Source organism: Pseudoduganella sp. HUAS MS19, from assembly GCF_053615455.1.
Genome location: NZ_CM132133.1, coordinates 1,689,771 through 1,710,285 on the forward strand (window position 1 = coordinate 1,689,771; position 20,515 = coordinate 1,710,285).

At 61.9% G+C, this 20,515-nt stretch carries 16 protein-coding genes; 8 read left to right on the plus strand and 8 right to left on the minus strand.

All coding sequences use genetic code 11. The features are described 5' to 3' along the window. Window positions 1-13 precede the first annotated feature (13 nt). On the plus strand, window positions 14-952 hold the full coding sequence (locus ACWBU6_RS07870; RefSeq protein WP_452648263.1) for an alpha/beta hydrolase family protein: 939 nt from the start codon (window positions 14-16) through the stop codon (window positions 950-952). Here ACWBU6_RS07870 and ACWBU6_RS07875 read toward each other — a convergent pair. Together ACWBU6_RS07875 and ACWBU6_RS07880 are read right to left on the minus strand one after the other, a co-directional pair. Continuing rightward, a complete protein-coding gene (locus ACWBU6_RS07875; protein WP_452648264.1) occupies window positions 927-2,696 on the minus strand; it encodes an allantoate amidohydrolase in 1,770 nt (589 codons plus the stop codon). The two genes, ACWBU6_RS07870 and ACWBU6_RS07875, sit on opposite strands and share 26 nt — an antisense overlap. Before the next feature lie 165 nt (window positions 2,697-2,861). Next, window positions 2,862-3,791: a LysR family transcriptional regulator gene (locus ACWBU6_RS07880; RefSeq protein WP_055932969.1), complete on the minus strand. Its 930-nt coding sequence runs from the start codon at window positions 3,789-3,791 to the stop codon at window positions 2,862-2,864. A 113-nt stretch (window positions 3,792-3,904) separates the two neighbouring features. Between ACWBU6_RS07880 and ACWBU6_RS07885 the strand changes: the two genes are divergently transcribed. Genes ACWBU6_RS07885 through ACWBU6_RS07895 form a run of 3 tightly spaced genes read left to right on the plus strand, consistent with a single transcriptional unit; the run spans window position 3,905 to window position 6,805 of the window. Next, entirely contained in the window at window positions 3,905-5,113 is a 1,209-nt protein-coding gene (locus tag ACWBU6_RS07885; RefSeq protein WP_452648265.1) for a urate hydroxylase PuuD, read from the plus strand. After that, window positions 5,110-6,339, plus strand: coding sequence for a M20/M25/M40 family metallo-hydrolase (locus tag ACWBU6_RS07890; protein ID WP_452648266.1), 1,230 nt, complete (start codon window positions 5,110-5,112; stop codon window positions 6,337-6,339). Before ACWBU6_RS07885 ends, ACWBU6_RS07890 begins: the two co-directional genes overlap by 4 nt. 13 nt (window positions 6,340-6,352) lie before the next feature. After that, on the plus strand, window positions 6,353-6,805 hold the full coding sequence (locus ACWBU6_RS07895; RefSeq protein WP_090437364.1) for an acyl-CoA thioesterase: 453 nt from the start codon (window positions 6,353-6,355) through the stop codon (window positions 6,803-6,805). Here ACWBU6_RS07895 and ACWBU6_RS07900 read toward each other — a convergent pair. After that, window positions 6,798-9,161, minus strand: coding sequence for a prolyl oligopeptidase family serine peptidase (locus ACWBU6_RS07900; protein WP_452648267.1), 2,364 nt, complete (start codon window positions 9,159-9,161; stop codon window positions 6,798-6,800). The genes ACWBU6_RS07895 and ACWBU6_RS07900 overlap by 8 nt on opposite strands. A 142-nt stretch (window positions 9,162-9,303) precedes the next feature. On the opposite strand from ACWBU6_RS07900, the gene ACWBU6_RS07905 reads away from it, so the two are divergent. Further along, window positions 9,304-10,641 carry a S41 family peptidase gene (locus ACWBU6_RS07905; RefSeq protein ID WP_452648268.1) on the plus strand — a complete coding sequence of 446 codons (1,338 nt, stop codon included), beginning with the start codon at window positions 9,304-9,306 and terminating at the stop codon, window positions 10,639-10,641. A 48-nt stretch (window positions 10,642-10,689) separates the two neighbouring features. On the opposite strand, the gene ACWBU6_RS07910 is transcribed toward ACWBU6_RS07905, so the two are convergent. Further along, the gene (locus ACWBU6_RS07910; protein ID WP_452648269.1) at window positions 10,690-11,157 is read right to left on the minus strand and encodes a porin family protein; all 468 of its coding nucleotides are present in this window, start codon (window positions 11,155-11,157) and stop codon (window positions 10,690-10,692) included. Between the two features lie 118 nt (window positions 11,158-11,275). Between ACWBU6_RS07910 and ACWBU6_RS07915 the strand changes: the two genes are divergently transcribed. Continuing rightward, the gene (locus ACWBU6_RS07915) at window positions 11,276-13,591 is read left to right on the plus strand and encodes a DNA polymerase II (protein ID WP_452648270.1); all 2,316 of its coding nucleotides are present in this window, start codon (window positions 11,276-11,278) and stop codon (window positions 13,589-13,591) included. Here the strand turns inward: ACWBU6_RS07915 and ACWBU6_RS07920 are convergent. The 4 genes from ACWBU6_RS07920 to ACWBU6_RS07935 form a co-directional block, all read right to left on the minus strand. Next, window positions 13,588-14,103 carry a hypothetical protein gene (locus tag ACWBU6_RS07920; RefSeq protein WP_452648271.1) on the minus strand — a complete coding sequence of 172 codons (516 nt, stop codon included), beginning with the start codon at window positions 14,101-14,103 and terminating at the stop codon, window positions 13,588-13,590. The two genes, ACWBU6_RS07915 and ACWBU6_RS07920, sit on opposite strands and share 4 nt — an antisense overlap. Before the next feature lie 67 nt (window positions 14,104-14,170). After that, window positions 14,171-14,458 (minus strand): hypothetical protein, encoded by a 288-nt coding sequence (locus tag ACWBU6_RS07925; protein WP_452648272.1) that lies wholly within the window; start codon window positions 14,456-14,458, stop codon window positions 14,171-14,173. A gap of 61 nt (window positions 14,459-14,519) precedes the next feature. Beyond that, window positions 14,520-15,446 carry a DMT family transporter gene (locus tag ACWBU6_RS07930; RefSeq protein WP_452648273.1) on the minus strand — a complete coding sequence of 309 codons (927 nt, stop codon included), beginning with the start codon at window positions 15,444-15,446 and terminating at the stop codon, window positions 14,520-14,522. Between the two features lie 35 nt (window positions 15,447-15,481). Beyond that, window positions 15,482-16,246 (minus strand): AraC family transcriptional regulator, encoded by a 765-nt coding sequence (locus ACWBU6_RS07935; protein WP_452648274.1) that lies wholly within the window; start codon window positions 16,244-16,246, stop codon window positions 15,482-15,484. Window positions 16,247-16,379: 133 nt separating this feature from the next. On the opposite strand from ACWBU6_RS07935, the gene ACWBU6_RS07940 reads away from it, so the two are divergent. Both ACWBU6_RS07940 and ACWBU6_RS07945 read left to right on the plus strand, forming a co-directional pair. Next, window positions 16,380-17,144, plus strand: a complete 765-nt coding sequence (locus tag ACWBU6_RS07940; RefSeq protein WP_452648275.1) for a carbohydrate-binding family 9-like protein — start codon at window positions 16,380-16,382, stop codon at window positions 17,142-17,144. A gap of 250 nt (window positions 17,145-17,394) precedes the next feature. Further along, window positions 17,395-20,469 (plus strand): TonB-dependent receptor, encoded by a 3,075-nt coding sequence (locus tag ACWBU6_RS07945; protein WP_452648276.1) that lies wholly within the window; start codon window positions 17,395-17,397, stop codon window positions 20,467-20,469. Window positions 20,470-20,515: the final 46 nt, after the last annotated feature.

Genomic DNA, 20,515 nt, shown 5'->3' on the forward strand with positions numbered 1-20,515 from the left:
TCCGCATTTTTTCATGAAGTTTAAGCAACTTATCCTTGCCTTGCCGCTGGCATGCCTGCTGCAGACGGCCTTCGATGCGATCGCCCGGCCTGCGGACGAATCGGCCCTGGTGCAGGCGCGCCGCGGTTTTGCCACCAAGATCATTCGCCATGGCGAAAAGTATCCCGCCATCCCTGCGCCGCCGGCCGGCGTGTTCGAGAGGGTGCAGTACAAGTCCCCGGCTGGAGCGCTGTCGGCCTATGTCACCCCTAAGCCGGAGGGCGATGGCAAGTACCCCGCCATCATCTGGATCACTGGCGGCGACAGCAACTCACTGGACGAGATGTGGAAGCCGCAACCGCGCGAAAACGACCAGAGCGCAGCCGCCTACCGCAAGCCGGGGCTGGTGCTGATGCTGCCAAGCCTGCGCGGCGGGAACGATAACCCGGGCCAGCGCGAGAGCTTCTATGGCGAGGTGGATGACGTGATCGCGGCGGCCGATTACCTGGCCAGCCTGCCATACGTCGACCCGAAGCGCATTTACCTGGGCGGGCATAGCACCGGCGGCACGCTGGCGATGCTGGTGGCTGCCAGCACCAGCAAGTTCCGCGGCATCTTCGCTTTCGGCCCGGTGGCGTCGGCCAGCTACTACGGCACGAACTACAACTATTACGACTTGAAGGACATGGAGGAAATCAAGCGCCGCGCGCCGATCCTGTGGCTGGATGCGGTGCGCAGCGAGATGTACGTGATGGAGGGCGCGCTCGGCGGCAATGTGGAAGACCTGCATGCCATGCGCCGCAAGAACCTGAACCCGGCGATCCGCTTCCGCGAGGTTGCAGGCAAGACGCACTTCAGCATCCTCGCGCCAGCCAACGAGATGATCGCCGAGAAGATTCTCGCCGCGGCAAGGAGCGGCGGCGAGGTCGATATCAGCCCAGCCGATATCAGGGAGCTGGCGCGCCAGAAGTAGGAAAACTGCGCAGGAAGTCCAGCAGCACCTGCGCCGCGGCCTCCGCATCGTCGGCAGTCATGGTCTCCAGCGGGTTGTGGCTGATGCCGCCGTTGCCGCAGCGTGTGAACAGCATGCACACGTCGGTCAATGCGGCAATCGCCATCGCATCGTGGCCAGCGCCCGACAGGAGGTCGAAGCGCGGCAGGCCGCTGCGCTGGACAGCGTCCCCCAACTGTTGCATCAGCCATGGTGCGCATGGCGCTGCATTGGCTTCGACAATCTTCTCCACCTTGAATTCGATGTTGCGGCGCGAGCAGATCGCAGCCAGGCCATCCAGCACGTCGCGCACCGCTGCCATGCGTACTGCATCGTCGGCAGCGCGGATGTCGAGCGACAGCTTGCACGCTCCCGGGATCACGTTGACGGAGCCGCCCGGAACCTGAAGCTGGCCGACGGTGCCAACCAGCGCTTCACCTTGCGCGCAGCGCTGCTCGACCAACAGCACGACTTCGGCCGCTGCCGCGCCTGCGTCTTTTCGCATATGCATTGGAGTGGTGCCTGCGTGGCTGGCGACGCCTTGCAGTTCGACCAGGAAGCGCGAGCTGCCTGCAATGGCGGTGACGACGCCCAGCGGCAGGCCATGTTCCAGCAATACCGGGCCCTGTTCGATGTGGACTTCGACATAGGCCGCGATATGTTCGCGCCGCCGCGCGATGGCCGGAATGGCCGTGCTGTCATGGCCGGCCGCAGCCAGTGCGTCGCGCATCCTAATGCCGTCGGCGTCGACCGCGTCCAGCAGGGACATGTCGAATTTGCCGGTGACGGCATTGCTTCCCAGGAAGGTGCTGCGGAAACGCACGCCTTCTTCCTCGGCGAAGCCGATTACCTCCAAGTTGAACGGCAGCTTTTCGCCTTTCGCATGCAGGTGGCGCACGATGGCGATCGGCAGCAGGATGCCAAGGCGTCCATCGTACTTGCCGCCGTTGCGCACTGTGTCGTAATGCGAACCGGTGAGGATGGTCTTCGCGTCCGGCGCACCGGAAAGGTAACGGCCGACCACGTTGCCGACTGCGTCAATCTCGGCCTGCATGCCGGCCTCGCGCATCCAGGCAGCCAGTTGCGCTGCGGTGGCGCGGTGGGCGCTGGTCATGTAGGCGCAGGTGAGGGCGCCTTCGTCATCGCTCCATTGCGCCAGTTCTTCCGCCCATTGCATGATTTGCGGACCGAATTCCAGCTGTACACCCAGCAGGTCGTTCAGGCGGATTTCGGCGATGCGGTGAATCTGGCGCAGGCATTCCGCCATCTCGTCCGCCTTCTGGTTCTTCAGGCGCCGCGCGAAGGTGGCGATGACGGCTTCGCGCGTCAGGCCTTGTCCGGTCGGGCCTTTCACGGCAAGGATGAAGGGAAAGCCGAACTTGGCGTTGTAGTCGGTGTTCAGCGTATGCAGGGTCGAGAATTCCTCGGCGCTGCACAGGTTCAGGCCGGACCTGGCCTGCTCGCTGGTCGATTCGGCGGTGAGCTCGCCAGCGATGGCGGCTTTGCCGGCCAATTCCGGGTGGGCACGGATCAATCCAAGTTGCTCGGCCTCGGTCGCGCCAGCCACAACGCCCTGCAATGCCTGCTTCAGCGCGGCCAAAGTTGCGAAAGGCCGCTGCGCCGCAGCGCGTTCCGGAATCCATGGCGAATGTTCATAGATGCCGCGCAGGTGGTCAACAAAGGCAGCCAGGCCGCAGGAGTTCAGTTCAGGGAGAGTCGTGGTCATTGCTTTGTCCTATCTTGAACAATCGATCATATCCCGATCGGCGCCGCGCGCCATAAGCGCCGCTATATATCTGTCATTATGAAAGTCGGGGTCAGCTCCGGCAATCGGACATTTATTTCGCTTGCGAATTAAATGTCCGATTGCCGGAGCTGACCCCGACTTTCATTAAAGAGCCTTGGCGGCGGCGGTGACCTGGTCGCGCAGCCATTTGTGCTCGGGGGCCTGGTGCACGCGCTCGTGCCATAGCTGGTAGAAGCGCATCGGTGGGAATTTGACTGGCGGGGTAAAGACCTTGAGCGGCAGCGAATTTTCATAGAAGCGCAGGAATTGGCGGCCCGTGGTCAGCACCAGGTCGGTCTGTGCCAGCATGTACGGGATCAGGCTGAAATAGGCCGATTCCACCGCCACATTGCGCCGCATGCCCTGGCGCTCCAGGAAGGAGTCGATCACGCCGCCATAGCCCGGCACCATCTGCGATGGCGCGACGTGGGGCAGGGTGAGGTAGTCGTCCAGCGACATGGCGTCGCTGGCCGTGCGCTTGGCATAGGGGCTGCCGGCGTGCATGGCGCAGATGATCGGGTCTTCGAACAGCTTGGAAATGTGCAGGTGTTGCGGCGGCTCGTCCCAGTTGGCGATAACCAGGTCCATGTCGCCATCGGACAGAAGGCGCAGGTAATCGGTGCCCGGTCCGATCGAGTGGATGACCACGCGGCTCTTGGGCGAGCCGCGCCGTAGCATTGCCACCACATTCGGCAGGAACTGGCTGTCCAGGTAGTCGGGGGCCGCAATATTGAATGTACGTGCTTCTTCCTGGGCCACGAAGGGCGTCTTCTTCACGAACAGCGATTCCGTCTCGTCCAGGATGCGCTTGGCCGGCTTGAGCAGGCTCTCGCCATGCTGGGTCGGCACCATGCCGCGCGCGCCGCGTACCAACAGCGGATCGCCCGTCAGTTCGCGCAGTTTGCGCAGCGACGCCGAAATGGAGGGCTGCGGCTGATTCAGCTTGAGCGCCACTCGCGATACGTTCTTCTCGACCAGCAGCAGGTAGAGGATGCGGATGAGGTGAATATCGAGGTGTTGCGGCAGGCCGGACATCTTGCTTACGTATATGAATTCGAATATCTTGAATATACGACATATTTCATGTTGCGGGGGCTCGAAAACGCGTATCTTCGATAAATTGCCACTTCTTCAACTCAAGGATTTACATGGAATACCTGCTGCCCTATGGCCTGGAATGGGCGAACCTGCTGGTACGCTGGCTGCACATCATCACGGGCATCGCCTGGATCGGCGCTTCGTTCTATTTCGTCTGGCTGGATAATTCGATCCGACCGCCTGCTCCAGGCTCGGACCTGGCGAGAAAGGGCGTGTCGGGCGAACTGTGGGCGGTGCACGGCGGCGGTTTCTATAATCCGCAAAAATACCTGGTGGCGCCGGCCGAACTGCCGAAGCAGCTGCACTGGTTCAAATGGGAGGCATACACCACCTGGCTGTCAGGCATTGCGCTGCTGACCATCGCCTATTACTTCAACGCCCAGGCCATGATGGTGGACAAGCAGGTGGCGAATCTCTCCAGCCTGCAGGCAGTAGGCATCGGCATCGGCTTCCTGGTCGCCGGCTGGGTGGTGTACGACGCGCTGTGCCGTTCGCCGCTGGGCAAGAGCGAAAAATGGCTTGGCCTGGTCGTATTCCTATTGCTGGTTGCGGCGGGCTATGCGTTGACGCATTTGCTGAGCGGCCGTGCAGCCTTCATCCATATCGGCGCCATGATCGGCACCATCATGGTGGCCAACGTGGCAATGCTCATCATCCCGGGCCAGCGCAAGATGGTGCAGGCGATGCAGGCGGGCAGCCTTCCGGACCCGATCCACGGCATTAAGGCCAAGCAGCGCAGCGTGCATAACAATTATTTCACGCTGCCCGTACTGTTCATCATGATCAGCAACCACTATGCGATGACTTACCAGCATCAATTTGCCTGGCTGGTGCTTGGCTTCATCATGGCTGCCGGCGTCTTTATCCGCCACTTCTTCAACCTGCGCCACAAAGGGCGCGTCGAATGGCGCTATCCGGCGATTGGCGTGGCGCTGCTGCTGGCAGTTGCGGTGGCGATTGCGCCGCCCAAGCCGGCGGCGGTAAGACCGGCCGCAGATCCTGCTGTGCAGTTTGCGAAAGTAAAAGCCATCGTCGACCAGCGCTGCCTGTCCTGCCATTCGGCGACGCCGACGCAGCCCGGCTTCGCCACTGCGCCGGCTGGCGTGATTTTCGACAGCGCCGACCAGATTCGCCAGCGCGCGGCCGAGATCCACAAGCGCGCGGTGGAACAGAAGGATATGCCGATCGGTAACCTGACCAATATGACCGATGCAGAACGCGCCGAACTGGGCGTATGGTTCGCCGCAGGAGCAAAATGATGAACGACAAACTGACCCAATGGATCGATGCCCACTTCGACGAGGAAGTGGCCTTCATGCAGCAAGTGCTGCGCGTGCCGACCGATACGCCGCCCGGCAACAACACCCCGCATGCCGACACCGTGGCGGAGCTGGTTAAAGCATATGGCTGGAACGCCGAGAAGCACGTGGTGCCGGAGCAGGAAGTGCGCGACTACGGCATGGAGTCGATCACCAACCTGATCATCCGCCGCCCTTATGCAGCCGGCGGCCCCACCGTCGCGCTGAATGCCCACGGGGACGTGGTGCCGCCAGGCGAGGGCTGGACCTATCCACCCTACGGCGGGGTGATCGACAATGGCTATATCTACGGCCGCGCAGCAGCAGTGTCTAAATGCGACTTCGCTACGTACATCTTCGCAGTACGTGCGCTGGAAGCGCTGGGCGTCAAGCTGAAAGGCGGCGTCGAACTTCACTTCACATATGACGAGGAATTCGGCGGCCTGCTGGGCCCCGGCTTCCTGCTGCGCGAAAAGCTGACCAGGCCCGATTATGTGATCGCGGCAGGCTTCAGCTACAACATCGTTACCGCGCACAATGCGTGCCTCCAGCTTGAGATCACGGTGCATGGCAAGTCCGGCCATGGCGCCATGCCGGAGACCGGCCACGATGCGCTGCAGGCGGCCAGCAGGATCCTGAATGCGATCTACGGCCAGTTGCCGGAGCTGAAGAAGATCAAGTCCAGTGTACCCGGCATCGATTCGCCGACCATGCTGGTGGGCCGCATCGATGGCGGCACCAACACCAATGTTGTGCCGGGCAAGGTGGTGATGAAGATGGACCGCCGCATGATTCCGGAAGAGGACCCGGTGGCGGTGGAAGCCCAGGTGCGCAAGCTGATCGAGGATGCAGTGCAGGGCGTGCCCGGCATCCGCATCGAAATCAGGCGCCTGCTGCTGTCGCATGCCCTGCGCCCGCTGCCGGCCGGCGAAAAGCTGGTGGCCAACCTGCAGAAGAACGCGCGCGAGGTGCTGGGCGAGGACATCCCGGCCGTCGGCACCCCATTGTATGCCGACGCACGACTGTACGGCGAACAAGGCATTCCCGCAGTACTATATGGCGCTGGGCCGCGTAGCGTGCCCGAATCGAATGCCAAGAAGGCGGATGAAAAACTGCTGCTGGAAGACTTGCGCAAGGCGACCAAGATCGTGGCCCTGACTTTGCTGGACTTCCTCGCAGCCGAGTAAAAGGGGAGTGGCAATGTTTGAGCGCAAGATGCTGGCCGGCTGGGGCGATATGGATTTCAACAGCCATATGGCCAACACGGCTTACCTGAACAAGGCGGGCGATATCCGCATGATGTTCCTGGGCGAGAACGGGTTCCCAATGGCGGAGTTCAAGCGCCTGAATATCGGTCCGGTCGTGATGAAGGACGATATCGCGTATTTCAAGGAAGTGCTGCTGATGGATACCATCACGGTGACGCTGGCGCTGGCCGGGATGTCGCAGGATGGCAGCCGCTGGATGCTGCGCAGCGATGTCTATCGCAGCGATGGGAAGCTGTCCGCCCGGATCAACAGCTCGGGCGGCTGGCTGGACCTGACGGCGCGCAAGCTGGTCACGCCACCGCCGGCGCTGCTGGCAGCCTGGCATTCGCTGTATCAGACAGACGATTTCCAGACGCTGCCAAGCAGCGTGGCCAAGCCTACTTGAGCGTGTTCTCGAACAGCTTGTAGATGCGGCGGTACTGGTCGTACCAGCTCTCAGGCTGAACGTAGGCGTGGCGTTCCAGCGGGTAGGCTGCCAGCTCCCAGTTATCCTTTTTCAGTTCGATGAAGCGTTGGGCCATGCGCACCGAATCCTGGAAGAACACATTGTCATCCACCATGCCGTGGGCGATCAGCAGGTGGCCTTTCAGCTTGTCCGCATATTCGATCGGCGACGATTTGCGGTATGCCTCAGGATCGATATCCGGCGTGTTCAGGATATTGGCGGTATAGCCGTGGTTGTAGGTGGTCCAGTCGGTCACAGGACGCAGCGCGGCGCCGGCCTTGAACAACTCCGGCTCGCGCAGCAGCGCCATGAAGGTCATGAAGCCGCCGTAGCTGCCGCCGTAGATGCCGACCTTGCCGATATCGCCCTGGTGGTTGGCCGCCAGCCATTTGGCGCCGTCCACATAGTCTTCCAGTTCGGGATGGCCCATCTGGCGATAGATCGCCGTGCGCCAGTCGCGGCCATAGCCTTTGGATGCGCGGTAGTCCATGTCCAGCACGATGTAGCCTTTTTCAACCAGCAGGTTGTGGAACATCTGCTCGCGGAAGTATTGCGGATAGCGGTTGTGCGTGTTCTGCAGGTAGCCTGCGCCGTGCACGAACAGGACGATCGGATACTTTTTGCCCGGTTCCAGCTTGGCCGGACGGTACAGCTTGGACCAGATCGGCTGGCCCGCGCCATGGGTCGAAGGAACGGCCACCATCTGCGGCTGGACCCACTCGCGCGCCTTGAATTCGGCGCTGCGGGTATCGGTCAGCCTGGTGGCGGTGCCGCCGGCGGCAGGCACGGTGGCCAGTTGCGAAGGCATGTAGGCGGACGAATAATGCACCAGCAGCTTGCGCTGGTCAGGCGACAGGTTGAACTGCTCGACGCCGCCATTGAGCTGGGTCACTTCGCGCACCGTGGCATCCTTCGCCGAGGCGGAGCAGACCTCGTACTCGCCCGGAGTGCGGCGGTTGCACAGCATGTAGGCCAAGCTGCCGTCGGCATTCCACTTCACGCTTGAGGCTTCCCATTTGCCGCTGGTCAGGGCGCGCTGCTTGCCGTCCGGGCCCAGGGTGTACAAGTGGGCGTAGCCGGTTTCCTCTGACATGAACCAAAGCGTGCTGTTGTCCGGCAGCCAGCCAAAGTCGTTATAGCTGTAGTTGATCCATGCATTGTCGGTCAGGCGATGCAGGGACTTCAGCCTGCCGCCTTCGAGGTCGATGCCGGCCAGCCAGCGATCCTTGTTGTCGACGGTGCGCAGCATGACGGCGACCTTGGCACCGTTATCGCTCCAGGCGATGCCATCGCCTTCGTCGGCTTCCAGCCGGGTCGCGCGGTTGCCCTTCAGGGCCGGCTGCTTGGCAGCTTCGCGCAGGCTGGCCAGCGGGTCGGTGGCGATGCCCGGCAGGGAGTCGAACGGCAGGTCCTTGATGGTGCCGGTGCGCAGATCGACCAGTTTGAGCGATTGCGCCAACGGCAGGTTGCGGCCCACGCGCGTGCGCTGGTCGTCGAACTCTTCGTAACCCGATTCGGTCACGTAGCGCGGCATCTTGCCGATGCGGCCGTTCTCGCTGCCTTTCGGCGAAGTGGCAACCACCAGCCAGCGGCCGTCCGGCGACAGCGAAGAGGCGTCGATGGAGACCTTTTCGCCGAAGTAGATCGGTGCTGGGGCACGGGTGGCGTCGGCGGCGCGTTCCGCCTTGGCGCGGGTGCGCGTCTCGTCGCGTTCATCCTTCTGACGCTTGAGGGTGCTGATCAGGCGCAGCTGCATATCGCGCAGATAGTCGTCGTCCGGCGCGGCGGCCGGGTCTTTTGCTGCCCGCGGCAAGGCGACAGGGGAAACCAGGCGCTCGGCGCGGTTCCAGCTGAACCAGTCGTTGCCGACCTTGAACTGCACGTTGCGGCCATCGGCCGAATACTGCGGCGACGAAGCGTTGGCGGTGCCGCGGCTGATCTGCACCAGGGTGCCTGATTTCAGGTCGCGTTCGAACAGGTCGCCGTTGCGCAGCATGATGGCGCGGGTGCGCTCGCGGTTGAATACCATGGCCGGGCTGTCCTGGCTTGACAGCTCTGCGTCCGTCACCAGGCGTGGCTTGTCGCCGGCCTGGAAGGTGTCGCGCAGCGAGGAGCCGGCGCGCTTTTGTTTATAGAAGATCTGCTTGCCGTCCCAGCTCCACCACGCCGCTTCTACGGGGGTGCCGATCCAGTCCGGATGGGACATGGCCTGGTCAAGGGTGATAGGGGTGGGAGCAGTCGCAAACGCGGGGGCTGCCAGCAGGGCTGCCAGCATGGGAAGTGCAAGTCGTCGCATGGTCTCGAAAGGGAAAAGAAGAACTTCGAGGATGGATTCTAACAGCCGCCCCATGCCCGAAAAGTATCAGGCTTGTAACAGGGTAGCGTCTACCCCGCCGCGCCTCTAGAATGTCGGCCATTCAGCTTACTCAGGAGACAAAATGGCAAAAAGCCATGTGGCGGCGCTGGTCCTGGCCCTGGCGGCCACCGGCGCGATGGCGCAGCAGCAGGCGATGCAGTGGGAGACCGCTGCACTGGCCGGAACTTATAAGGAAAACATCAGCGACGACGAGAAGATCGCCGGCCTGTCAAAGCTATGGTCGGAAGTGAAATATAACTTCGTTGACGTCGCCACCCTGGACAAGCTGGATTGGGACAAGCTGTACCTGGAAACCATGCCGCGCGTGCGCGCGACCCGCAGCACCGAGGAGTATTACCGGGTGCTGATGGAACTGGTGGCGAAGCTGAAGGACGGCCATACCAACGTGATGCCGCCAGGCGAGCTGTCCGACCGCATGGGCGGTTTGCCGCTGCTGCTGACCCGTCCGATCGAAGGCCGCGTTATCGTGACCGAGGTACTGGACCCGGGCCTGCGCGCTAAAGGCATCATGCCCGGCCTGGAAGTCGTCGCCGTGGATGGCGCCGAAGTGAAGACTTACGCCGCACGCGAGATTGCACCGTATGTGAGCGCCTCCACACCGCAGGATGAGGCATTGCGCACGTTCGGCACCCAGTTCCTGCGCGGTGCAGCCGGTTCGGTAGCGCGCGTGACTTTCCGCGACGCTGCCGGCAGGCAGTTCGAGCAGCAGGTTGCGCGCGTGGGATCGGAAGCCCGCAAGGCTGCCACGGCTGGCTCGCCTTCGTTTGAATTTAGCATGCTGCCGGGCGACGTGGCCTACGTCTCGCTAAACAGCTTCGATGACAATAGTGCGGCGGATGCCTGGATGGCTGCCTTCGACGAAATCGCCAAGTCTTCTGCCCTGGTGATCGATGTGCGGCGCAATGGCGGCGGCAATTCGGAAGTGGGCTACAAGATCCTGTCCACCCTGGACGACAAGGCTTTCCTGACCAGCCGCTGGGCCACCCGCGACTATAAGCCGGCATGGCGAGCCTGGGACAAGGCACAGCCGATGTATGCCGAGGCGCCGGATGCGGTGCAGCCCGACCCGCAGCGCCGGTACAAAAAGCCGGTGCTGGTGCTGACCGGTGCAGCCACTTTCTCGGCGGCGGAAGATTTTGCCGTGGCTTTTGATGTCATGCAGCGTGGCTCCCTGGTGGGCGAGGCCACTGGCGGCAGTACCGGCCAGCCCTTGTTCATCAGGTTGCCGGGCGGTGGCAGCGCCCGCATCTGCACCAGGCAGGATACCTATCCGGATGGCCGTGCCTTCGTCGGCGTAGGCGTGCAGCCGCAGCACCTGGTCAGGCAAACGGTGGACGGCGTGCGTGCCGGCCGCGACGAAGTGCTGGAGGCTGCCCTGGCTTCGCTGCTGCCCAAATAAAAAAAGCCGCCGGACCTGGTCCGGCGGCTTCCTATGCGAAGCAAGAGCTTAGAAGTGGAAAGCCACGCCTACGCTGATGTTCTGTGCGTCGCTGGTAGGACGCTGCCATTCAACACGGCCGGAAATTTCTTTGGCGAACTGGTAGCTCACGCCAATGCCGTACATGGCTTTGTTGTCGTGCTCTTTGTCGCCGTCGTATTTCCATTCGACGCGGTTGTAGCCCAGGCGGCCGTACACGGCAACCTGGTCAGCCACAGGCACGGAGCCGATTACGGACAGGGCCAGTTGGTTGACCTTCAGGTCGTCCCACTTGCCGCCGCGGCGGAAGCCGGCTTCAACGGAGAAGTTCTCGTCGAACTTGTAGCCGCCGAAGACGCCAACGGAGGTCTTGCGGCCGTCCAGATCGTCGACCTTGGTCGAGCCTACGTCGCCGCCGACGTAGAATTGTGGTTCAGCTGCGGAAGCAGCGAAGGAGGTAACTGCCAGCAGGGCGGCAGCGGTGATTTGCTTGATCATCTTAAGTAGTCCTATTTCTGGTTAGGTTGCCTGATCTTGATACAAGGCAACATACTATTCTAGCAATGTTATTTTAACGTTGCAAATTAGCTGTGTATGCATACAGTATAATCGTGCCATGCCTGGTTTTATTCTTACCCGCGCCTGGCGCGATGCCCGCGATGGCACGGAAATCGAGTTCTGGCTCGCGACCGACGACGGCCCCCGCAAAATCCTGCTGACATCCCAAGCTTCGGTGGCTTTCGCCGAGGCTTCGCTGCGCGATACGATTGCCACCCTGGTGGCCGACATGCCGGGCATCGACGTGCGCGAGGTGGCACTCAGGACTTTCCAGCGCGAGCCGGTGGTGGGCATCTACGCCAGCCATTACAAGCAGTTGCTGGCGCTGGAGCGCAAACTGGGCGAGCGCGGCATCCGACTTTACGAGGCCGACGTCAAGCCGCCGGAACGCTACCTGATGGAGCGCTTCATCACCGCAGGCGTCGAGTTCGAAGGAGGCAAGCTGCGGCCGGCGCCAGGCTACCGTCCGCGCCTGCGCATGGTGTCGCTGGATATCGAAACCAGTGCTTTCGGCGACCTGTACTCGATCGCGTTGGAAGGCTGCGGCCGGCGCCAGGTCTACATGCTGGGCGAGCAGCCTGCCGTGGCGCCGGACGTGGATTTTGACCTTGAATACTGCCCGACGCCGCGCCGGGTGATCGAGAAGCTTAACGAATGGTTCCGCGTGCATGACCCGGACGCCATCATCGGCTGGAGCGTGGTGCAGTTCGACCTGCAAACCTTGCAAAAGAACGCGGAAAAATACAAGGTGCCGCTGCTGCTTGGCCGCGAAGCCCGTCCCGTCGAATGGCGCACCCACCAGGCGCGCGACGGCTATGTGTTCGCCACCATCCCGGGTCGTGTCGCCATCGACGGCATCGAAGCCCTGCGAGCCGCTTCGTGGACCTTCCCGTCCTTCAGCCTGGAAAGCGTGTCGCAAGCCTTGCTGGGGGAGGGCAAGGACATCGGCAGCGACTACGACAAGATGGCCGAGATCGAGCGCCGCTTCCGCGAAGACAAGCCGGCCCTGGCCATCTACAACCTGAAAGACTGCGAGCTTGTCACGCGCATTTTCGAGAAAACGCGCGTGATGGACTTTATCCTGGAGCGCTCCCACGTGACAGGGCTGGTGCCTGACCATTTGGGGGGCTCGATCGCGGCCTTCAGCCACCAGTACCTGCCGCGCATGCACCGGGAAGGCTATGTGGCGCCGAACGTCGGCGAGGTCCCGGCAGTCGCATCGCCCGGCGGTTTCGTGATGGATTCGCGCCCTGGTTTGTACGATTCGGTGGTGGTGCTGGACTTCAAGAGCCTGTACCCCTCAATCATCCGTTCCTTCCTGGTCGACCCGGTCGGCATGGTCGAGGGCGAGGCGGAGGCGCAAACCGGCGGCGACCCCGTGCCCGGAATGCGCGGCGCCCAGTTCTCCCGCACGCGCCACTGCCTGCCAGCCATCACTACCCAGCTCTGGGAGGGCCGCGACGCCGCCAAGCGCGAAAAGAACGATGCCTTGTCGACCGCACTCAAGCTGCTGATGAACTCCTTCGTTGGCGTACTCGGCTCCACCGACTGCCGCTTCTATCATCCGCAGCTTATCTCCTCGGTAACGCTGCGCGGCCATGAACTGCTCAAGCTCACACGCGAGCTGGTGGAAAAGGAAGGCTATGAAGCGATCTATGGCGATACCGACTCGATCTTCATCTGGCTCAAGCGCCCGCATGAAACGGAAGAAGCGCTGGCCATTGCACGCGGACTGGTCGCCCGGATCAACAAGTGGTGGAAAGATCGCCTGTGGCAGAAGTACAAGCTGGAGAGCTATCTCGAGATCGAGTTCGATACGTACTACCGCAAGTTCTTCATGCCGACCATCCGCGGTACCGACATGGGCAGCAAGAAGCGCTATGCGGGCCTGACCAGCGACGGCGACATCATCTACCGTGGCCTGGAAGTGGCGCGCAGCGACTGGACCCCGTTGGCGCAGCAGTTCCAGCAGGGCCTGTTTGCGCGCATTTTCCGCAATGAGCCTTACCAGGAATTTGTACGGGAATACGCGCGCAGCACGCTGTCCGGCGCCAATGACGAACTGCTGGTCTACCGCAAGCGCCTGCGCCACCGCCTGGACGAATACCAGGTGAATGTACCGCCGCAGGTGCGCGCCGCGCGGCTGGCCGATGAATTCAACAAGGCGCAAGGCCGGCCATTGCGCTACCAGAACGGTGGTCGCATCAGTTACGTGATCACGACCGGCGGTCCGGAACCGCTGGAGGTGCAGCGCTCACCGATCGACTACCAGCATTATCTCGACAAGCAGTTGCAGCCGATTGCCGACGCCATCCTGCTGCCGTTGCACGACAGCTTCGCCGCGCTGACCACGGCGCAGCAGGCGCTGTTTTAGTGCCTGGGCGCGGACAGGCGCATCACCCATTTCGTGAAGAACAGCAGGAGCACCGTGCCTGCCAGGTCACCCAGCGCCATGACGACGAAGCTGTCCAGCAATTCGTCGCGTCCTTCATAGAGGGCGAACCAGATATGGTGCAGCAAAGGACTGGCCAGGGAATAAGCGACGGCACAGACCATCACCTGCCAGGCGGCCAGGTTGGCCAGCGAACCTTGCAAGTCGAGCCAGCGCCTGGCGCCCAGGTAGACCAGGTAAGGCGCGGCACTGGCCAGGATACCGCCGGCGAAAGCACGCACCGGCTCGTGCGGAAACAGGACGAGAAAACAGTAAAGCCAGGAAACCGCCAGCAGGCCGATCGCCCCCGCCTCAGCAAACAGCAGGGTAGCCAGCAGGCGCACGCCGGCGGGCAGGTAGATCCAGTTGACTCCTTCAGCGAATTCCAGCTGCTTGAACAGGAGTTCGTTAATCAGCAGGGCGGCGCCGAACATGATCATCGTCGCAAGGATCATGAAGAGGTTTTGCCGGACACTAGTCATGCCAGTTGTTTTGTCGTGGACGATTCTCCAGATCTTATCATCAGCTTCCAGCGAGCGGTGTGCCGAATACACCGACCGCAAGCTCCATCCACACCGCCAGCAGGCCGATGCCAAGTACGATGGCCAGCACGGCTTTTTGCAGCGCGCTGTTCATGCGGCTTGCCAGAAGCACGTAAGTGCCCCCGACACCGGCAAGCAGCGTTCCTGCAGCAATGAAATCGAGCGGCTCCCACCGCACCTCGTCGGTGAACTGCATTGCAATGAAAGGAATGAGCAGTATCGTCGCGGCGCCCAGGGCGGCGCATACCAGTTGCCTGGGAATTGCCATGGTCTTCTCCTGTTGGAACGGAGACGCCACTTTATTCTGCCATTGTGAAGGCTTGATGCCTTCAATATGAACTCTTGGGGCGATGCGCCAGGGCGCAGGAAGCAACTCCACTCACCAGAAGTGCCATTGCCACAGCCTCCACGATGGTCGGCCAGCGCGCTTCCCACAAAAAACCGTAGAGGGCGGCAAACAGGGTTTCGAATACGATCATCTGGCCCGTCAGCGTCAGCGGCAGGGCACGGCTGGCGTAGTTCCAGAAGCCGTTGCCAATGATCGAGCAGAGGAGGGCGACGCTGGTGACCACCGCCGCGAAGTACAGCCAATCGGCTGTGCTGTGCTGCGGCGCCCCGTGGGACAGGGCCGGCACTGCAAGCAGCAAGGCTTCCGCGCCGGTGACTAAGCCGGTAAGCATGCTCCATTCGTGCGGTGTGATGGACTTGAGGCGGGCCAGCCACCGGCTGTTGCCGACAGCGTAGGCGGTCCATGAGGCGAGGGCGCCGCTCGCATACAGCAAGCCCGCCAGCGAACCGGACTGGAGGTGCTGCCAGCTGATGCAAAACAGGCCAGCGGTGCTGAGGACTATCGAGGGCAGCAGCTTGCGTAATGGGACGGCGCCTTCATCGCGGCTGCCGGCCAGGGTGATCACGACCGGCAGCAGTCCGATCACGATCGAAGCCATGGCAATGCCGCCAGTCTGCACCGCTTTCGCCAGGAAAAAGTAGTAGATGAGATTGCCTGCAAGACTGAGCCAGGCCAGGGCCCTCCATTCGCGCCAGCCCAGCCTTTGGAACAGGCGGTGCCAGGAGCGCGTTACCAGCAGCGCTGCAATCAGCCCGTAGGCCACGTAGCGTCCAGCCGAGAGCTGGATCGGCGTAAAGCCGCGCGTCAGCTCCGGTGCCAGGAATACCAATCCCCAGAAAGCGCCGGCGACGATGCCGGCGATAATGCCAAGTGAAATACTCAACGTCCATCTCCCAAATAGGGACATGGTGGACGCCGGGCGCCGAAAGATCTTGGCGTGGCCTACTGCATTTTTGTCGCAGCCTCCTGTTGCCGGCGACGATAGGCCGCCGGCGTGGTGTCGAGCTGGACCCGCATGGCACGCGTGAGGGCACTCTGGTCGCCAAAACCGCAGTTCAGCGCAATACCGGCAATCGGCTGCCTGGTATGGCGCAGCAGCTCGCAGGCACGATTGAGGCGCCTCGAAAGGAGCCATGCGCGTGGGCTGGTGCACAGCTCGTCCTGGAACAAGGCATGCAGGCGGCTCACGCTCATGCGCGCAAATTGCGCCATCGACTCTGTCGTCCAGGGCAATGCAAGATGGGCTTCGGCATGTGCCAGCAGGGCGGCCAGCCGCGATTGCAGACGTGGCGGCTCCAGTGTGAGCGTATCAAGCAGCAGCGGAACCCAGCCCTGGAGCAGCAAGCCCGCTGCGGCGCGCCCGGCGATTGAAAGCTGCATGAACTCGACCAACTTGCGCGCAGCGGGACTGATGTCGGCAAACGGACGCTGTGCAATGCGCTGCCAGGCCGGGTGGACTATCGCTGCCTGGTCGACGTCGACGATCAGCGACCGGTTTTCAACAGCGCTTTGCTGCGAATGCCATGCGCCGGCTACGACGACTGCGCCTTTCAAGGGATTCAACCGGTCCCCCTTGCCCTCGATTTCGAGCTCCACCACGCCAGTTAGCGGAAGCACAAGCTGGGCGAACGCATGCCGGTCCGCCGTCCACTGCTTGCCGTAGCTGCGGATATCGATATCGGCCAAAGACGGATGGATGATAGGCACTGCAACACCTGAAATGCTGGATGGACGCTGCCAGTTTACTAAAGTTCACTAAAGTGTGGCCGAAATTTGCCGGCCCTGTTGAACAGGCCTGGTCTCCTTGCTATAACTTTGGACGGCACCAGGAGGACATTCTATGAAGGTATTGGCAATTGCATGCGGGTTGATGCTGGCTGGCGCAATCCCTGCCGCAGCAGGGGATTCTGCGCCGCTCGCGTATGAATGCTTGCGGGCCGCGGGACCGATCCATGTCGACGGAAAGCTGGAGGACCCGGCGTGGCAGAAAGCGCCGTGGACTTCCGACTTCGTCGACATTGAAGGCGGCGGCAAGCCGCGGCCGAAATTGCGCACGCGCGTAAAAATGCTGTGGGACGACCGGTACCTCTACATTGCCGCCGAACTCGAAGAACCGGAGGTGAAGGCCACGCTGACCCAGCGCGATTCCGTCATCTTCAAGGACAACGACTTCGAGGTCTTCATCAAACCCCTGCCTGATACCAAAAGCTATTACGAGTTCGAGATCAACGCCTTCAATACCGGCTGGGACCTGTTCCTGCCCAAGCCGTACAACGAAGACGGCCAGCCGGACAACAGTTGGGACATCGAAGGCCTGAAGACCGCCATCGGCGTGCAGGGCACCCTGAACCAGGCGAACGACAAGGACCGCGGCTGGACGGTTGAAATCGCCTATCCCCTGGCCGCATTCGCCTCGCGCCAGCCCGTGCCGCATCCACGGCACGGCACCACCTGGCGCATCAACTTCAGCCGCGTGCAATGGACTGCCGGCCAGCCGAAGGAAGACAACTGGGTATGGTCGCCGCAAGGAGTGATCGACATGCACGTCCCAGGCCGCTGGGGCTACCTGCGCTTTTCCGGGAATACTTCCACACTAAACAAATAGCGGCACGCCTCACTCCAGGGCGGAAAGCCACTGTCGCAATTCCGCAGCACTCTTGTTTACTAATCAAAACTAAACTTCATTGAAACTTTGAAAGTTTGTTGAAGTGCCATAGGCTCCTTTGTAAGAATTCTCCTGAGTGGACGCGATCCCGTCGATGTGCGAACGGCATCAGCATCGTTTAGTAAATCGATGATCCGAGGCTTGCTACCGCGATATAGAGCCCGCAACAGGGCATAACCAGGAGACACGCATGACGTTCAGAACCCATCTCGCTTCACGGCAGCGCGGCTGCCGCGCCACGCCCATCGCCATGGCGGTGAGCGTGGCACTGCTTTCCCTTGCAAGCGCCCAGGCGCAAACCGCGTCCACTGACCCGAATACCGTGGTCGTCACCGGTTACCGCTATGCGATCGAGAAGAGCCTCGACCAGAAGCGCGATGCCAATTCGATCGTCGAAGTGATCACCGCCGAGGACATCGGCAAATTCCCGGACAAGAACGTGGCAGATGCGCTGCAGCGCGTGCCGGGCGTGGTGGTGACGCGCAGCGGCGGAGAGGGAAAGAACGTCAGCGTGCGCGGCCTCTCGTCGGAACTGACCCTGACCCAGTTGAACGGCAACTATATTGCCACCGCCGAATCCAATGGCGATCCATCGCGTTCGTTCAACTACACGCTGCTGCCGTCGAACATGCTGTCCAGCGCAGAGCTGTTCAAAACCCCGGAAGCGCGCATCGATGAAGGCGGCGTGGGCGGCACCGTAATCCTGCACACCCGCCGTCCGCTGGAAGTGAAGTCCGGCTCCGGCTTCGTATCCGCCGAGGGCACCTGGGCCGATACCACCAAGAAGACCGACGGCCAGTTCTCCGGCCAGTACGCCTGGCATGATGAAGACAAGCGCTTCGGCATCCTGGTCGGCCTGACCCGGCAAAAGCGCACCACCCGGACCATGGGCGCCAGCACCGAGAACTGGCAGTGGTATGGCGACGATTACGACGCCCATCCGGCCACCGATGTCAATGGCAAGCCTTCGGACCTGAGCTCCTATTGGTGGGGGCAGTCGGGTTTCTACGACCAGAATGGCAAGTACTACACCAACTTCATGATGCCCACCTCGGTCAACCTGAACGTGAAGAGCGAAGAGCGGGAACGCGAGGGCGGCCAGATGACCGTGCAGTTCAAGCCGGTGCGCAACCTGACCCTGACGGCCAATTACTTCCGCTTCAACCTGTCGCAGAACTCGCAGACCAATATCCTCAAGGTCCCCGAGTGGAGCCTGGCCCGCTACAATGGCGACGGCAACTGGCCGGGCGGCCGCATGCTTGATGGCCTGGTCTTTGACCGCAGCGGAACCCTGGTCACCGGCGCACAGTACAGCGTCCATGCCGGCAAGGCTTACTACTGCAGCGAAGCACAAGCCGCTGCGGCCGGCCAGCAGCCAGGCGGCTGGGGCCCGGACGATTGCACCATTCCGACGCCGCAGATCACCGGCAGCTACAACCACGAAAAGTCGCTGTCGCAGACTGCCGACTTCGAGGCCGAATGGCGGGGCAAGTCGCTGGATGGTATTTTCAAGTTCGGACGTACCTGGGCCAGCGGCGGGCCGCAAATGCAGATGACGATGCCGATCAAGCCTCGCGTCCAGAATGCAGACGGCAGCTGGACTCTCGGCAATTACGCCAGCTCCTGGAACACGGTTGGTACCCCGGCCATGGCGTTCTCGCCGGAACTGATGGCAAACCTGGCGAAGGGAATTGGCGAGATCGACCTCGGTTCCACTTCGTCTTCCTGGACCAGGAACAGCACCCGGCAGAAATACGCCCAGGCCGACCTGACCTGGCGCACCGACAGCACCTGGCTCGATTCGCTGCAGTTCGGCGCCAAGTACCGCAAGGGCGGCACCCACCGCGCCACGGGCAACAACTACTGGGTATGCCAGGGGACCGATCCCACCGACTATGACAATCGCTACCAGGCGGGATGCGACTCGACTGCCAACAAGTTCCAGCCGCAGTTCCTGTACGGCGGATCGCTTGGCAACCTGGCAGGCGGCATCAATGCCAGTGCCTTCCCTGCAATTAACTACCCTGCCTATATCTCCTTCCTGAACCAGAACTATGGCCAGATGCAGACGCGTAACGAAGACAACTTCGTCTACCACGTCGACGAGAAGATCTCCTCGGCCTACCTGCAGGCCAACGTGAAGACCGAACGCCTGCGCGGCAACGTCGGCGTGCGCTTCGTGCGTACCAGGCAGCACGCCGATTCGACCGACCAGGTGGAAAGCTACAACGACTACTTCTTCAACGGTGCCAACGGCAGCCCGGCACCTTGCCAGGCTGGCGGCTTACCGGCTGCGGGCGCGCCTGCCGGTTCCGGCTGCACCAGCGGCTTCACCCGGCTGCCGGACAGCATCGCACGAGATTCCTCGTTTGTGGTCAGCTCGCTCGATCGCACCTATAACGACGTGCTGCCCAGCTTCAACCTGGCGTATGACCTGACCAAGGACCTGCTGCTGCGCGCGGCCGCATCCAAGGTGATCTCGCGTCCAAGCTATAACGACATCGCCTTCCCCGGCGGCCTGCAGTACTACAGCCAGGAGTACGTCAACGACCGTCGCCTGATCGGTGGCGGCGACCAGCAGGGGTGGTTCGGTGCCGGCAGCAACAAGCAGCTCGAACCGTACAAGGCCAGGCAGGCCGACCTGGGCCTGGAGTGGTACTTCCGCCGCGGTTCCGTGCTTGGCGTCAACTTGTTCCGCAAGAACGTCAGCAACTTCGCGGTGCCCGTGGTGCGCGACGTGACCATGAACGTGGGCGGCCAGAACGTGACTGTGCAGCGTTATTCGACCAGCGCCGGCGGCCGTGACGGCGTGTCGAAAGGCGTTGAACTGTACGCGCAGCATACGCTGGACATGGGTCTTGGCTTCCAGTTCAACTACACGTACAACAAGACCAACCAGGCCGACATCACGATGGCAGATGGCACCAAGATTGGCGAATCCCCGCTGGTCGGCAGCGCCAGGAACCAGATGAACCTGACGGTGTTCTATGAAACCGACAAGTTCCTGGCCCGTGCTTCGTACAACCGTCGCGGTGAAGTGGTGAATGGCCTGGTCAACGGCTTGAACGTGTATGACGAACCTTATTACCAGGTTGACCTGAACGTGGCCTACAACATCACCAAGGAGCTGAGCCTGACCGCCTCGGTGCTGAACCTGACCAAGGAGGAAACGCGCTCCCACCTGGGTAACGACACCGAGGACCGCTTCTACGCCAACGGTTTTGCCGGCCGCGTTGCCTACTTTGGCCTGAACTACAAGTTCTGATGCTTCCCTCCTTCCTCCCCACGCCTTGCGGCTGGGGAGGTTTTTT

Coding starts and splice junctions, on each gene's coding strand:
- ACWBU6_RS07870 (WP_452648263.1), top strand. CDS start 14: ATGAAGTTTAAGCAACTTATCCTTGCCTTGCCGCTGGCATGCCTGCTG.
- ACWBU6_RS07875 (WP_452648264.1), bottom strand. CDS start 2,696: ATGACCACGACTCTCCCTGAACTGAACTCCTGCGGCCTGGCTGCCTTT.
- ACWBU6_RS07880 (WP_055932969.1), bottom strand. CDS start 3,791: ATGTCCGGCCTGCCGCAACACCTCGATATTCACCTCATCCGCATCCTC.
- ACWBU6_RS07885 (WP_452648265.1), top strand. CDS start 3,905: ATGGAATACCTGCTGCCCTATGGCCTGGAATGGGCGAACCTGCTGGTA.
- ACWBU6_RS07890 (WP_452648266.1), top strand. CDS start 5,110: ATGATGAACGACAAACTGACCCAATGGATCGATGCCCACTTCGACGAG.
- ACWBU6_RS07895 (WP_090437364.1), top strand. CDS start 6,353: ATGTTTGAGCGCAAGATGCTGGCCGGCTGGGGCGATATGGATTTCAAC.
- ACWBU6_RS07900 (WP_452648267.1), bottom strand. CDS start 9,161: ATGCGACGACTTGCACTTCCCATGCTGGCAGCCCTGCTGGCAGCCCCC.
- ACWBU6_RS07905 (WP_452648268.1), top strand. CDS start 9,304: ATGGCAAAAAGCCATGTGGCGGCGCTGGTCCTGGCCCTGGCGGCCACC.
- ACWBU6_RS07910 (WP_452648269.1), bottom strand. CDS start 11,157: ATGATCAAGCAAATCACCGCTGCCGCCCTGCTGGCAGTTACCTCCTTC.
- ACWBU6_RS07915 (WP_452648270.1), top strand. CDS start 11,276: ATGCCTGGTTTTATTCTTACCCGCGCCTGGCGCGATGCCCGCGATGGC.
- ACWBU6_RS07920 (WP_452648271.1), bottom strand. CDS start 14,103: ATGATCCTTGCGACGATGATCATGTTCGGCGCCGCCCTGCTGATTAAC.
- ACWBU6_RS07925 (WP_452648272.1), bottom strand. CDS start 14,458: ATGGCAATTCCCAGGCAACTGGTATGCGCCGCCCTGGGCGCCGCGACG.
- ACWBU6_RS07930 (WP_452648273.1), bottom strand. CDS start 15,446: ATGTCCCTATTTGGGAGATGGACGTTGAGTATTTCACTTGGCATTATC.
- ACWBU6_RS07940 (WP_452648275.1), top strand. CDS start 16,380: ATGAAGGTATTGGCAATTGCATGCGGGTTGATGCTGGCTGGCGCAATC.
- ACWBU6_RS07945 (WP_452648276.1), top strand. CDS start 17,395: ATGACGTTCAGAACCCATCTCGCTTCACGGCAGCGCGGCTGCCGCGCC.